Source organism: Legionella bononiensis (assembly GCF_016786215.1).
Lineage (GTDB): Bacteria > Pseudomonadota > Gammaproteobacteria > Legionellales > Legionellaceae > Legionella > Legionella bononiensis.
In genome coordinates, this window is sequence record NZ_JADOBG010000022.1 from 661,050 (window position 1) to 674,088 (window position 13,039).

Here is a 13,039-nt window from a genome sequence, read left to right on the forward strand (position 1 = left end):
ACATAAGGAAAGTATAGTTCAAAAAAGTACCAGGAATATTCCTAAATCATGCGGTTAACCAATTAATAAGGAGCGATTATGCCAATAATCAAAGCGAATGGAATTGACATTTATTATGAACTTCATGGTACGGGTCAACCATTAGTATTGATTGCAGGTTATACCGGCGATCATACCTTTTGGAAATTCATGCTGGATGATTTGGCAAAACACTTTAAAGTCCTCATCTTTGATAATAGAGCCATTGGCCAAACACGTGATTCGGGCTCCGATTTTTCTCTGGACGATATGGCGCAAGATACCTTGTCTTTAATTAATGCATTAGGAATTGAAAAACCGAACATACTCGGTCAATCCATGGGAGGAGCAATTGCACAGCTTATCGCGAAAAATCACCCGCAACACATCAATCGATTAATTATTTTAAATTCTGTCGCTAAATTTAATGTCCGTACTCATAAAACTTTAGAAAATCTCTTTAAATTACGTCAAGCAAATGTCTCGTTCGATTTATTCATTGATACCGCTTTAACCTGGTTTCTTTCCAGCGATTATCTGGCTAATCCCGAACACATCAAAGCGTTTAAGGAAGATTTAATCAATAACCCGTTCCCACAATCCATCGTAGATCAGGAACGCCAATTTAAAGCTTTATTACCCTTTGACTCCAGAAACTGGATTAAAGACATCATCGCCCCAACTTTGGTCATTAGCGCGGAAGAAGATATTGTTGCTCTGCCTGAAGAATGTAAAACTCTGGCAAATGGGATACCCAACGCGCAATACAAATTGATCCCAGGAGGACATTCAAGCCCAGTGGAGCAAGTCTCAAGGGTCAATCATTTAATTCAACACTTTTTGACTGAATGACCCAATTTATATATTGATATCCTGGGAGGTTATTTTGATCTCCTGTCCAGAACGTCTGGCTACTACCATTGTATATTCAGGAACTTCCAGCCAGGTAGTGGTATCTTCAGTCAGAGGTTCTGAAGCAATGATAACGCTTGTTTTTTCGCTGTGCTCTTTCATTTTATATGAATGATCATAATAACCATAACTGTCACCATAGGTATACCATAATGAGTGATAACCCGAGTGGGTTGCCGGTATTGCGTCTGGCTTTTGCCATCCATAATCCAAAACAAAACGAGTTGCGGCAATAAATTCACCGTTGGTTATAAACAGATTGACTGGCGAATTGATTTTTATATTTCTTTTTTGACGTACTGTCCGCAGTATGTTTAAGGTTTCGAGAACGGCGGAAATAATTTCTGCTGTTTCATAAGTACCTACAAGATCAGGTAATTGTGAGATAAATACCGAATAAATCCATTCACTGTCCGTTGTTCCATGAATAAATGTTCTGTATTCAGGCTTAATGTATTCCAGTAAATCATAACGCATTAAATCAAAATGGGCTAAAGAGCCATTATGAGCCAGTACTACATTCGAACCGGAAAAAACAAAAGGATGAACATTCTGATTTGAAACAATTTGTCCTTCATGATAAGCAACTCCTCGCAGATGAGCTAGTAAGCAATCCGGGGTAATTTTAGAAGCAAGATTGCGAAGATTACCGTCATAAAAGGGCAATTGAGGCGTCTTATAAAGATAAGGAAACTTCGGATTATGTGAAGAGCTATCCCATGCAGCCATTCCAAATCCAGCCAGATTAAGTAAATGAGACATGTATTTGGGATTATAACTCTGTTTGATAAACGAATTATCCGGATTGTAGAGTAACTCTTCAACCACTATGGGTTTGCCAAGATAGGTCAATATTCTGCACATATTTTTTACCTATTGTAGGTTTCAGTATGTAAACGTATATTCAGTTTATCAATGGATTTTTTCAATGCCGTCAACGAACCACAAATCAGTTCAAATAATTTATACCAAAGATCAGGCCTGTTTTCTTTTATCAATTGAAGGGACGTAACGGACAATTTAAATAATACGGTATGCTCACAGGTTATGTACGTTATATTGAATGCTGAAGCGGTATCAATGCATCCAATACTGGCCAAAAGAGTTCCAGGACCAATAACTGATAATTTGGCATGCTTCCCATCCTGAATGATACAAGTCTGTATGCCACCATACATTACAAGATAACATGAAGCATTTTTTTCATTCTCATTGATTAATTTACAATTTTTGGGAGCATCTAACAGCTCAAAATACGTCAATAACGCATCATAGTCATCTTTGGTGAAGGATTTAAATAGCGGACTTTTTTGTAACAATTCCAGATCAAAACCGCTTTCTGCAACACTTAATTTCTTCGGTTGATTTAATGAATAAAGAACTCGCTCGAAAAACGATAAACTGGTCATCTCAGACTCAGAAATAAATGAAGCAACAATATCATGTATGGTTTTTAATCGAGCACATATCTGTCCCATAATCACGCGCATGAGTTTATATTTTGTTTCAGGGTAGTCATTGGCAAGCCGTTGAAAATAGGTATTCGGTATAAATAAACATAAGACGGTATCTGTTGCTAAAAAAGAAGTATGACATGGACTGTGTTCAATGAAACTGATCGTGCTTAGAAATTGACCTGGAAACAAGGTTTCAAGACGGGTATTGCCCTGTCCCATAATGATGGCGTTCACTAAAACGATGCCTTCCAGAATGAGATAAATACCTTCAATATTTTGGCCTTGACAGAGAAAAGTCTCTCCTGGTTTAAATGAATCAATTTGACTGTATTTGAGTAATAGGGCCAATTCATGCTGATCTAGAAATTTACCCAGAATTTCATCAACCAATTGATTTGTATATAACCCTTCATCTTTATCAGGCCTTACAGCAACCGTACGTTCCATCGAAAAACCCTCATGAATAAGTCCATATTAATTCAATGCTTTAGACCAAGCATTACATTGCTCCGCAACGACTTTGGTTATAAAGATAGTATAGATCATGACCCACTGGATAGGGTCATTCTGCCAACAAATAGGTTGAAAGGTATTGCGTATAGGCCATAATCAAATTAGTTTTATTCATGGCTCATGATGTATCGTCTCCCTGGACTTCTACCGTACCAAGTTCTGGTGGATGAAGAACCTTATTAATAATTCATTAATAATCATTATATTATGTAACAATCATGATAATATTGCCTCGGAAAAAGCATCTGCCCCGAACTACAGCCATAACTGATCTGTGGCTTGTTACATATAGGCCTCAATGCTCATTTCAATACCAATCATCGGTGAGAATTTAAGCTGCATTAACTCAATGATGGAGCTTGAATTTATTACACTAAACTATTTATGAAGGGATACATCAACACATGAACAATAGATTTTTTATTATGACCGTTTTGCAACTACTTTGTGCATTAAGCTTTGCAGGTGATGGTGGAGCAATCAAAGAAGACACTTCTCTCAGAGTGTACATTCCAGCCTTGAAACCCGGATTTGAATTTACTGCAAGCACCACCTACCTTCAGCCACATAGTGATAATTTAGGATGGGCAGTTATCACAACGGTACTCCCAATTCCTTCGCCGAACTGGCGTGTTCAGACTATAGAACCCGATTATCAATTAGGTTTTAACCTGGGAGCTCGTTATGTGTTCTCTAATCCAGGAACGGATGTCCAGCTTAATTGGTCTCATCTCGATTCAAACGACCGTGATAACGTAGTAGTCGATCCAACATCACAGTGGGTTTCTCCTTTTTCTCAAACAGGAACACCACCAACCAAGACAGGCCAGATCACCGGAATTTCCCTCTTGAAAGTTGCGAATACACAACTGAATTTTAATTACGATTCGGTCAATCTCGATCTGGGAAAATTTATCAATTTTGGCTCTAATCTTCAGAGCCGTCTTTTTACTGGTATTAGTTCGGTTTTTATCAAAGAACGATTGGTATCAACCTTCCATGGTTTACCATTACCCTACTTTGTATTTAATAATACAACGTCATACAAAGGTATAGGACCAAGATTAGGACTGAACAATAACTATGAATTTTATCGGGGTATACACCTGGTTGGACAGTTTGCTGGTTCACTCCTGTATGGAAGAATGCAGCCGGCTCAATATCAGTTTACCGGTACATCCAAAGAATTAATCGCAGCTCAGATCTATGTTAATCGTGAAGGACTTGCTAATCCCACGGTTAATCAGCTCGTTACTGCTCTGGATGCAAAACTGGGCTTAAGTTACCTTTATATCTATAACGAAAAAACTGAATTAACGTTTGAAGCAGGCTACATGGGCGCATTGTACATCAACCCACTCTCAAGTTACGAAACCAATACCAATGTTATTCCCATTGATTTAGGTTCACTGTCTACCGCAAGTGCAAAACATACCCAGAGTAATTTTTCAGTAGGAGGACCTTACGTTTCAATCAATATACGCTGTTAATCTATATCATGTCGAATGCAACAGGCCGCAAACGTCATCATTTCATTGGTGATTTTATGCTAGTATTATCGACATTTGAGATAAAGCGGCATTAATTATTATGACAAAACAACTCTGCATGCGTTGTTACATTACTGGAAAAGTTCAGGGTGTCTGGTTTCGGGCATCAGCCAAAATCGAAGCGGATAAACTGCAAATAAGTGGCTGGGCGCGAAACCTGGATGATGGCAGGGTAGAGGTATTTGCCTGTGGTACACGTGACCAACTGGAGCAATTCCATATCTGGCTCCAAAATGGACCACGACTTGCCAGAGTAGATTTCTATACACGAGAGGATTTACCCTGGGAAGAATACCGTGGATTTGACACTTTATAGTTCGGGTTTTGGCTCAAGATGTATCTGCATAAAATCATTGAGTTGTTTGGCAATTCGCTCTTTTTTACTCAAAGAAGAATCATATGTACTTACCAACGGTAATGCGGGTTGATCTTTAATAGCCAAAGCCAATCGGTAGGTCATGCTTCCTTTACTTCCACGATGTTCCTGAATGATCACTTGTTCAACGTCTGTAAACGACAATTTTTCTTCATCGGTATGAAACAATCCTTTTCGTTTAATCACTATAGTTTTTAATAATCGGTCAAAATCAACGTTAACCCCTCGTACTGCGAGTAAGGCAATCCCCAGCAAAGGAAAAATTGCCGCTAAAAGGTAAACCCACCAGGGTGTAGGGTAGGGAATTTTAAAATGTGTATCCAGACTTTGGCTGAGGTAGGTATTTATAGCTTGAGCAGCGCTGTCTTTATTAGTTCGGCCACTTGAACTGCCGCCAGTAAGATTTACCGTACCCTTATCAGTAACCAGCTCTACCCAGTAAACCGCTCCACCTTTGCTTGAACGACCACTCATAACAAAGGCACCTTTTAACTGCCCCAGTTCAGTAGTTGAGTGATAAACGTTAAAAATACTGCTTTCCAATGCACAAGACTTGGCACTATTTAATTGTTTCTCTTTACAAACAATAGTGTATTCCAACATCAAAAAGGAAATTGCCAATAAACTACAGATGAGAATCACCAAACCCAACAAATGGAGTATCCATTGACTGATAACCAATCGTATTTGGTTAGCACCTACCGTTATTATTTTCATAAGCATCATCCTTTAATCATCAACATCTGTATCGACATATAATAAAGAAACTTTATAAAAGATCAGGAGAACGAATCGCTTTAATTTTTTAAAAACAGTTCAAATTTTGTTTTAACTTATGATACTCTTATATTCGGGCACTTTGACTCTTCATTATCCAGTGTGGTGAGTTTTAGTTTTTTAAAATGAGGATAAAGAAGTATAAAATGAAATGGACTGATATGTTTTGGACGGCATACGAATATGCCGTTGATACGGTAATTGATACTGCCGTTTATACCCTCAATGGAGTTGGCTCAATCGCCTGCATGGTCGGTGGCGCGCTTCTCCCCGTTTCTTATGCACTAGATGAAACGTTGACAGCATCGTACTCGGGTTCAGCTAATACAATGGGTACAGTTAATGTAGGCATTGATGCCATAGAGTTAAATTACAGCATCAGTGGCTCAATACCCTTCCAACATAACCTCGCAAGAAATGATGGAATAACCTATAAACTTCAAGATTACATTCAACCGAGTACCGTTCAGCTTGGCAGCCTGGTTTTTGTTGGATCAGGCACGGTATTGAACGTTTTGAGTGCTAATTTAAAATTATGGCAACAAGGCCGCATAGATCGCCGAGCCCTAAAAGAACACTATGGAGTTGAGTGCAGTAACCCATCCGCTAAAGAGCATTTATATCGGTCTGGCGGATCATTTTGTGATTCCCTGTCTTATGCCATGATGTCTTGCACGGTAACCGGACTCATCATTCAATACACCGGCCTGATTGGTTCATCCATGCAATTTACCTACCCATCCACCAGCAACAATCAAATCAATACCAGTCACTATACAGGACCAGTGGAATCCAGTTTGATACCCGTTGAATTCCAGTTGGATCAAAATGCAACTGTAGACTTGCCTATTGTAAATATTAATATTTCAGTTGAAGAAAAAGTAGAAGCTTTGGCAACAATTAATGCTACTTATGGTGGGGGATTATTCTTTAAATCCCATAATAAAACCAATTTTCCCTGGTTTGCAACCGCAATTGCCGGAGGGATAACCAATAAAGCCGGACTCTTCTTTTCCAAAAAAGAAATTGAATCACGTGATATTCGAGTTAACGAAGCCAGACAATCAGGCTATTCACTGGTTAATTAAACTATTCAGAGGCATTGAGGAACAATCAATGCCGGTTCCTTCGCTGGCGAAATTCCTGAAATTACACCTCAAAATCACAATTTATATTTATATTAATCATAGCGGTAACTTTATTGTTTGTTATTTGTTTGATATATAGTGCGTCAATTTTAATAAATGGAGTTTGGGTTATGTTATTTCGCTACAGTATTCTATCAGCAGCAGTACTATTCGGGTCAGTAAGCTCACCTGGAATGACTCAAACAGCAGTTAATAAAGATCGATTAATTGTTGCTAACTGTATGGTTAATAAACTCAAAGAGAAAGTCAGGCTAATTCATCAAACGGCTCAATTCAGTTTGATTGAAACCGAGCTGGATAACGAGGTATTAAACACTTTACATGAGAATAGATTAAATTGCGGGAAATTTCTTAACCTGGATGCCTATTACTCCAATAATCCTCATCCAACACTCGGTTCAGAGCAATTAATACAGCATTTCACCCAAAATAAAGAGTTATACTCCAATAAATCCTATCCAATTAATCATGAAAAACAAGTTCAGCAATTATATAAGCTGATTGATCCTGGCAAGATTTGGCAAACCAATCAGCATCTGACCAGTTATCTTAATCGTTCAGCGAAAACAGATACCGGTATAGCTGCAGCGCATTGGTTTAAACAACAATTCGATACACTGGCTCAGGAATATGGGCATACTGATGTTGACAGTTACTTTGTTACAACAGGGAAAAAATACCCTCAACCTTCTACGGTAACCGTAATTGGTAAAGATAAATCGACCGAAGCTATAGTCATTGGCGCACACATTGATACTTTAGATGGAACCATGCCCGGAGCGGATGACGATTCCAGCGGCATATCTGTCGCGCTTGAAATTGCCAGAGTATTGTTAGCATCAGAGATTCAACTCGATCATCCAGTGTACATCATTGCCTATGCAGCAGAAGAACGCGGTCTGGTCGGTTCTGGTTATGTCGTGAACCATTTTTTGAATAAGAATATTCCAGTTAAAGCGGTGATGCAGTTAGATCAGGCTGGATTCAGGGCAAATCCCAAAGACAGTACGATATGGCTACTAAAGGATTATGTTGATTCGGATCTAACCAAATTTACTGCTCAATTGTTAACTCAGTACGTCAAAATTCCAGTTGCTTACACTCGTTGTGGATATGCCTGCAGCGATCACGTCAATTGGACCCGAGAAGGATTTAGTGCCTGCTATCCATCGGCTACAACCCTCGATGATGATAATCCCTATATACACACTTCTGAAGATAAACTGGACATCATTAATTTGGAGCATTTGGTTAATTTCTCTAAACTGGGATTGGCATTTGTTGCAGAACTGGGTCTGAAATAAATTTATTTCATCCCGGCAAAGCAATCATAGTCCTAACTGGCACAGGTAAATTCGGTTCATTAAAAGATCAAAATGAACCGAATTAATCCTGCCTTAATAATTCCTTAAGATAATTTTTATACACTATTCGCTCTATTTTTAAATTTTTTGGAATAAACGATAATGACCAAAGTAGTAATCTATACAGATTTTGATGGAACTGTAACCAGTAGAGAAGGAAATAAAGCTGTATTTACACCCTTCTATCAATCGCTTTTAATAGGTTATGAAGCAGGTAAAGTTCAGGACTACAAACACACACCGATGAAATCCGAAGCGGACGTTCAACAACTATTCCAAGAAAAATTTGGAATTTATAACGACCAATTTGATTTCAGTAAGCCTGATGCAGACATGCTTATGGCGCCCTCGGCTATACAATTTTTTCATGGATTATTAAATAATGACGAGGTCAGTATCAATATCGTTACAAAAAATCGCGCGGAGTACATAAAGGCTCTATTTAAATATCAGGGATTTTCTGATATGGAAATCAATAAATTAAACATTTTGCAAAGTGGCAATAAGTTTCTAGATGTTAATAAGGATCTTCAACAGCGCACTAAAGGAAATCAACAGCCGTCATTTCTGTATATTCTTGATGATTTTAGTGCCGATTACTCTGCAATGATTACTGCAGCTAAAATCAATACTTATCGCGATGATCAAATTAAAGGGTTTACAAATAAACCAGGAACATTTGATTGGGAAACCTATTTAGAGGAGGTCAGATTAGACATTATAAGACCTGCTGCCCCTATAGTAGATCTCAACATTGAAAATGATGATTCCCTGAACACCGAACCCTCTTCTTTTGTACCTGTTACGCGACCAACAAATGAGGACTTAACGCTTACTAGAACGTTAAACATCGGAACATCAGCAATACAATTGAACTCAGAACAATCTAAATCCGCACTACAAAACGATGCAACTGTTGTGCAGGATTCAACTTTAACTGAGCCAAAATCCATTGCTCATGATGTTACGGATAACGGCTCAATCTTAAAACCGCTTAAACCAGTTAACACAGAAACACAAAACACCTCATCACTGCCATCAAATACTCGACCAGCAAAACTAATGGGCAAATCCGTTGGATTAGGTTTTACTCTTGGATTTATAGTAGGTTTTGCCCTGGTTGCCAGTGGAGTGTTTACTCCTTTCGGTTTAGGTCTATTTGGAGCTATGGCACTTGGAGCTGTACTTGGTGCTCACACAGCGCTTATAACAGGAGTCGTTGGATTAATCATTGATATAGCCAGACAGCCCAAACCAACTGAAGGATCAAAACTCAATGCTGAACACTCTGCCAATAAAGACAGCAGTATCACTGCATTAAGTATTTTAGGTGGAAAGTCGCCTGTTCCGCAAAGTGAATTACCTGTGACCAACTTTCCGGGAGTGCTCGTGGTTGATAATCCTTCTAAGGGAAACACTACCGGGAATCAATCTGCTCATCATGTTGATGAAACGTTTCATCCTCATTAACAAACCCTGACTAGAATGTCGTATCAATGATGATTATATTGACTCAAATTGGTACGACCAATTCATCCAACAATGGCTTGAATGGGCATAATTATGCCTCGTCCTATTAAATGCGTTATCATTCAACCTGTGGACTTATAAAAAAATCCAAGATCAAGGCAAATGACATTTTAGCTGGTTTAAATCGACTCAATGCCTGAATTAAAAATCCCTTCTTTTCAGAAGATTGGGCTTTTTCATAAGTCCTGTTCACTTTATTTAATTAATGCAGGAATCAACTATGAATCAATTACCCAATTGCCCTAAATGTAATTCTGAATATACCTACGAAGACGGCGCCTTATATATTTGTCCAGAATGCATGCATGAATGGGCCAAAGACAGTCAGGAAGTCAATCAGGAACAAACTCGCGTTATAAAAGACGCTAACGGCAATACCCTTCAGGATGGCGATTCAGTTACGGTCATTAAAGACTTGAAAGTCAAAGGTTCTTCGCTGGTTGTAAAAGTGGGAACGAAGGTGAAAAACATCCGACTTGTTGAAGGCGATCATGATATCGATTGTAAAATTGATGGGATAGGGCCAATGAAACTAAAATCACAGTTTGTTAAGAAGAGTTAATTACGTCACAGCTGATTCGTGGCAGAATTGACTATTCAACCTGTCTTTTTCGCCACGATAAAGTATTTATGCCAATATTTTTCATACCCCATTGCATCGGGATGCGCCAACTCCTCTTCTTCAAAAAATTCAATTTCAAAAGTTAAAAATAAGGCATTTAGCGCGTCTTGAGATAAAAAAGTCATATCACTCCTCGTGCGCCAACCATCCCTTATCCCAAAAAAAGTTCCTGCAAATCGTCCTCCAGGATGCAATGAATTTAAAATAAGGTGCCAAAAGTGATAAAAATTATTGGGTGGTAAAAAGGGAAGACTAAAACTGGCATTGATCAAATACGCAGGAGGCAAGTGAGATAAAGTTTCAAACGATGCAACCTGTGACGTTAACTGGCCTGAATAGGACTGAGGAATTGTTGTTAATAAGGAATTAATGGCTGACTCTTGAGCATCAATTGCCAATACAAACCATCCAGAACGCAGCAGCGCTACAGTATCAACACCTGAGCCACAACCTAAATCAATCGCTAATTTTGGAACATCGGCCTGCTCCAGCTCACATAATTCAATCGCCTTTAATAAAGTTTTACGTGGAACCGATTTTTTTTCAGTCCTTTTATAATATTCAGTCCAATTTCTAATGCTCATGATTTATCCTGACTATTCTCAGTCCCTCATTCAATATAGTTACTCAAAAGTAACTAATTGACAGAATCTCCTGCGTTAAATTACAGTCAACCGTTCTTAAAACTATGGAGAGTGTATGATGAAAAATGCGATTATCACAAAAATTATTCAACAAAAATTACTAAAAATAGAACACGGTTTTTGTGGTCCAGGAACCTGCGTTCACTAATTCTGATTTATTCAAATCTCAGTAGGGATTAACCATCCAGACTGAGATTCTTTATGCCTGTACACGAGTCACCAGATAGAGATACCATGATTCCTGATTTAAATAACTTGCTCAACTATAAAAATGATAGACTGATTGCCCGTTATAACCGCGATTTTCCTCAATCTAAAATGGATGCTGATGACGCATTAACTGAATTAATGAAGTTTATCTGGCTATGCCATAAACACCAATCGGATAGAACTGATTATCCTCACCAATCATCATATAATTTCAATTGTGTCATCCATGCGGAAATGGATGATATCGACAATATGTGGCACACATTTTTGCTCTTTACCCGTGATTACCATAGATTTTGTCAGGATTATCTTGATGGATCCTTTTTCCATCATGAGCCAATGGATAATCAGGATGATGTAATCCTGGAAGATTATGAACTCGAACTTTCACGTTACCTATCCTACATCTATGATCATTTAGGCGAATCCACATTAATAAAATGGTTCAATCCTTAAGACCTCGGATTACAGGACAAAATAATTTTAATCGTTTTAAGATCCCCTCATCCGCCTGTCGGCACCTTCTCCCTGATGGAGAAGGCAATTCTAGCAAGATCTCAATAAGGTTTGAAATGGAACATCGGGCATTGGGCATAGCGTCAAAAAAATTAATGCTATTTGATAAACAGGAGTAGCAACTATTTGAGCGTTACCAGTCTACCCGGCTTATACCCAACCGCTCCCTTCTCCCTTTTTAAGGGAGAAGGGTTGGGGATGAGGGTTACTAATCAGCAAGTAGCCTGTATTAGACCAAGTCGTAATACAGGATCAAGCTCTTCATAAATTCTCTGTTTTTGTGAATTTGATATAGGTATTAGACTATATACATTAATTTAAAGTAGTAAAATTGATGATAATCGAGTAGTAGCCCCCTGTATTACGACTTCGTCTAATACAGGCTACGTTTACTGTCTTGAATTTTCATTCAAGACAGTTGCTACTGGCCACTTACTGAATCGTCTGAATCCTACACTTTTTGCTCATGTTCCAATTTACTGATGAAACTCCTCTCCGCCTGCGAGATACTGCTCATATTCATCTCAGTCCATAATGTAAGCTGGCCAAGAATGACACTTAGCTTCATCCCCAGGACAGTTAATGAATACTCCACTTTCATAGGTAATACGGGATAAGATTTACGATCCACAAAACCATAACGTTCCAGTTTTTGCAGTGTTTGCATTAACATTTTTGGGGAAATACCCCCCACTTCCCGTCTTAGTTCTCCAAATCGACATATTTTCATGGATAAAATATTAATAATTAAAATAGACCATTTATCACTTATCGCCTCAAGTACATTACGCGATGGACATTTCTCACTGTACACACTGAATACATCTTTTTGCATCGTCATCCTGCCTGCTTCAATAAAAATTCCAAACTTTAAACTGCCAAGAATAAGGGCAATTAATAAATTGCCCCATAATAGAATGAACATTGGACGTAATTGGCGTCAATCTTTTTTATTGTCCAAATGTTCTGACATGGCATTCCTGTCAATAAAAAACGGCTCCCAAACATGACCATTAATATCCTGAAATGCTCGGCCATACATCCATCCATGATCTTCAGCCGGGCGGTATTCCTTTCCACCGGCGATTACTGCTTTTTTTAGCATCGCGTCTACGGCTTTTCGGCTTTCGAGGGTCAAGGCAACCACTACTTCTTTACTTTTAAACGAGTCAATCAGTTCATGATGTGGTATGAAACCTTGAAACATAGGCTCCACTAATAACATCACAAAATTATTAGTACCGATAATCATGCAAGTAGCATTGTCATTAGTAAAATGGGGATTAAATTTAAAGCCCAGGGTAGTAAAAAATTTAATGGTTTCATCCAGATTTTTTACTGGCAAATTAACAAACATTTGCCGTTCATTATGTTCTTTTAAATCCATACGAATTCTCCTTTA

General features: G+C 38.4%; 14 protein-coding genes. 8 read left to right on the plus strand and 6 right to left on the minus strand.

The features are described 5' to 3' along the window. Positions 1 to 78 precede the first annotated feature (78 nt). Positions 79 to 870 carry an alpha/beta fold hydrolase gene (locus IZU94_RS16375; RefSeq protein ID WP_203113145.1) on the plus strand — a complete coding sequence of 264 codons (792 nt, stop codon included), beginning with the start codon at positions 79 to 81 and terminating at the stop codon, positions 868 to 870. A 6-nt stretch (positions 871 to 876) separates the two neighbouring features. Here the strand turns inward: IZU94_RS16375 and IZU94_RS16380 are convergent, their stop codons facing one another. Together IZU94_RS16380 and IZU94_RS16385 are read right to left on the minus strand one after the other, a co-directional pair. Next, positions 877 to 1,794 (minus strand): class II glutamine amidotransferase, encoded by a 918-nt coding sequence (locus IZU94_RS16380; protein ID WP_203113147.1) that lies wholly within the window; start codon positions 1,792 to 1,794, stop codon positions 877 to 879. Between the two features lie 5 nt (positions 1,795 to 1,799). Further along, complete coding sequence (locus IZU94_RS16385; RefSeq protein ID WP_203113149.1) at positions 1,800 to 2,834, minus strand: Crp/Fnr family transcriptional regulator; 1,035 nt, start codon at positions 2,832 to 2,834, stop codon at positions 1,800 to 1,802. Between the two features lie 470 nt (positions 2,835 to 3,304). Between IZU94_RS16385 and IZU94_RS16390 the strand changes: the two genes are divergently transcribed. Beyond that, positions 3,305 to 4,390, plus strand: coding sequence for an Lpg1974 family pore-forming outer membrane protein (locus IZU94_RS16390; RefSeq protein WP_203113151.1), 1,086 nt, complete (start codon positions 3,305 to 3,307; stop codon positions 4,388 to 4,390). 100 nt (positions 4,391 to 4,490) lie between these two features. Further along, a complete protein-coding gene (locus IZU94_RS16395) occupies positions 4,491 to 4,766 on the plus strand; it encodes an acylphosphatase (RefSeq protein WP_203113153.1) in 276 nt (91 codons plus the stop codon). On the opposite strand, the gene IZU94_RS16400 is transcribed toward IZU94_RS16395, so the two are convergent. Continuing rightward, positions 4,761 to 5,543 carry a hypothetical protein gene (locus IZU94_RS16400; protein ID WP_203113156.1) on the minus strand — a complete coding sequence of 261 codons (783 nt, stop codon included), beginning with the start codon at positions 5,541 to 5,543 and terminating at the stop codon, positions 4,761 to 4,763. The genes IZU94_RS16395 and IZU94_RS16400 overlap by 6 nt on opposite strands. A 206-nt stretch (positions 5,544 to 5,749) precedes the next feature. Between IZU94_RS16400 and IZU94_RS16405 the strand changes: the two genes are divergently transcribed. The 4 genes from IZU94_RS16405 to IZU94_RS16420 all read left to right on the plus strand — a co-directional run bounded on the left by IZU94_RS16405 (position 5,750) and on the right by IZU94_RS16420 (position 10,207). After that, on the plus strand, positions 5,750 to 6,691 hold the full coding sequence (locus IZU94_RS16405) for a hypothetical protein (protein WP_203113159.1): 942 nt from the start codon (positions 5,750 to 5,752) through the stop codon (positions 6,689 to 6,691). A 170-nt stretch (positions 6,692 to 6,861) separates the two neighbouring features. After that, positions 6,862 to 8,055: a M20/M25/M40 family metallo-hydrolase gene (locus tag IZU94_RS16410; RefSeq protein WP_203113162.1), complete on the plus strand. Its 1,194-nt coding sequence runs from the start codon at positions 6,862 to 6,864 to the stop codon at positions 8,053 to 8,055. Positions 8,056 to 8,217: 162 nt separating this feature from the next. Next, positions 8,218 to 9,585, plus strand: coding sequence for a cation:proton antiporter (locus tag IZU94_RS16415; RefSeq protein ID WP_203113164.1), 1,368 nt, complete (start codon positions 8,218 to 8,220; stop codon positions 9,583 to 9,585). A gap of 280 nt (positions 9,586 to 9,865) precedes the next feature. Next, positions 9,866 to 10,207 carry a zinc ribbon domain-containing protein YjdM gene (locus tag IZU94_RS16420; RefSeq protein WP_203113166.1) on the plus strand — a complete coding sequence of 114 codons (342 nt, stop codon included), beginning with the start codon at positions 9,866 to 9,868 and terminating at the stop codon, positions 10,205 to 10,207. 35 nt (positions 10,208 to 10,242) lie between these two features. Here the strand turns inward: IZU94_RS16420 and IZU94_RS16425 are convergent, their stop codons facing one another. After that, complete coding sequence (locus tag IZU94_RS16425; RefSeq protein WP_203113168.1) at positions 10,243 to 10,851, minus strand: class I SAM-dependent methyltransferase; 609 nt, start codon at positions 10,849 to 10,851, stop codon at positions 10,243 to 10,245. Between the two features lie 261 nt (positions 10,852 to 11,112). Between IZU94_RS16425 and IZU94_RS16430 the strand changes: the two genes are divergently transcribed. Next, entirely contained in the window at positions 11,113 to 11,577 is a 465-nt protein-coding gene (locus IZU94_RS16430) for a glycine-rich domain-containing protein (protein ID WP_238400436.1), read from the plus strand. A 511-nt stretch (positions 11,578 to 12,088) separates the two neighbouring features. Here the strand turns inward: IZU94_RS16430 and IZU94_RS16435 are convergent. Further along, entirely contained in the window at positions 12,089 to 12,472 is a 384-nt protein-coding gene (locus IZU94_RS16435) for a winged helix-turn-helix transcriptional regulator (RefSeq protein WP_439649239.1), read from the minus strand. A gap of 105 nt (positions 12,473 to 12,577) precedes the next feature. Continuing rightward, on the minus strand, positions 12,578 to 13,024 hold the full coding sequence (locus IZU94_RS16440; protein WP_203113170.1) for a VOC family protein: 447 nt from the start codon (positions 13,022 to 13,024) through the stop codon (positions 12,578 to 12,580). Positions 13,025 to 13,039: the final 15 nt, after the last annotated feature.

What these genes read in the sequence shown, in the direction of transcription:
- IZU94_RS16375 (WP_203113145.1), top strand. Translation starts at nt 79, where the DNA reads ATGCCAATAATCAAAGCGAATGGAATTGACATTTATTATGAACTTCAT.
- IZU94_RS16380 (WP_203113147.1), bottom strand. Translation starts at nt 1,794, where the DNA reads ATGTGCAGAATATTGACCTATCTTGGCAAACCCATAGTGGTTGAAGAG.
- IZU94_RS16385 (WP_203113149.1), bottom strand. Translation starts at nt 2,834, where the DNA reads ATGGAACGTACGGTTGCTGTAAGGCCTGATAAAGATGAAGGGTTATAT.
- IZU94_RS16390 (WP_203113151.1), top strand. Translation starts at nt 3,305, where the DNA reads ATGAACAATAGATTTTTTATTATGACCGTTTTGCAACTACTTTGTGCA.
- IZU94_RS16395 (WP_203113153.1), top strand. Translation starts at nt 4,491, where the DNA reads ATGACAAAACAACTCTGCATGCGTTGTTACATTACTGGAAAAGTTCAG.
- IZU94_RS16400 (WP_203113156.1), bottom strand. Translation starts at nt 5,543, where the DNA reads ATGAAAATAATAACGGTAGGTGCTAACCAAATACGATTGGTTATCAGT.
- IZU94_RS16405 (WP_203113159.1), top strand. Translation starts at nt 5,750, where the DNA reads ATGAAATGGACTGATATGTTTTGGACGGCATACGAATATGCCGTTGAT.
- IZU94_RS16410 (WP_203113162.1), top strand. Translation starts at nt 6,862, where the DNA reads ATGTTATTTCGCTACAGTATTCTATCAGCAGCAGTACTATTCGGGTCA.
- IZU94_RS16415 (WP_203113164.1), top strand. Translation starts at nt 8,218, where the DNA reads ATGACCAAAGTAGTAATCTATACAGATTTTGATGGAACTGTAACCAGT.
- IZU94_RS16420 (WP_203113166.1), top strand. Translation starts at nt 9,866, where the DNA reads ATGAATCAATTACCCAATTGCCCTAAATGTAATTCTGAATATACCTAC.
- IZU94_RS16425 (WP_203113168.1), bottom strand. Translation starts at nt 10,851, where the DNA reads ATGAGCATTAGAAATTGGACTGAATATTATAAAAGGACTGAAAAAAAA.
- IZU94_RS16430 (WP_238400436.1), top strand. Translation starts at nt 11,113, where the DNA reads ATGCCTGTACACGAGTCACCAGATAGAGATACCATGATTCCTGATTTA.
- IZU94_RS16435 (WP_439649239.1), bottom strand. Translation starts at nt 12,472, where the DNA reads ATGCAAAAAGATGTATTCAGTGTGTACAGTGAGAAATGTCCATCGCGT.
- IZU94_RS16440 (WP_203113170.1), bottom strand. Translation starts at nt 13,024, where the DNA reads ATGGATTTAAAAGAACATAATGAACGGCAAATGTTTGTTAATTTGCCA.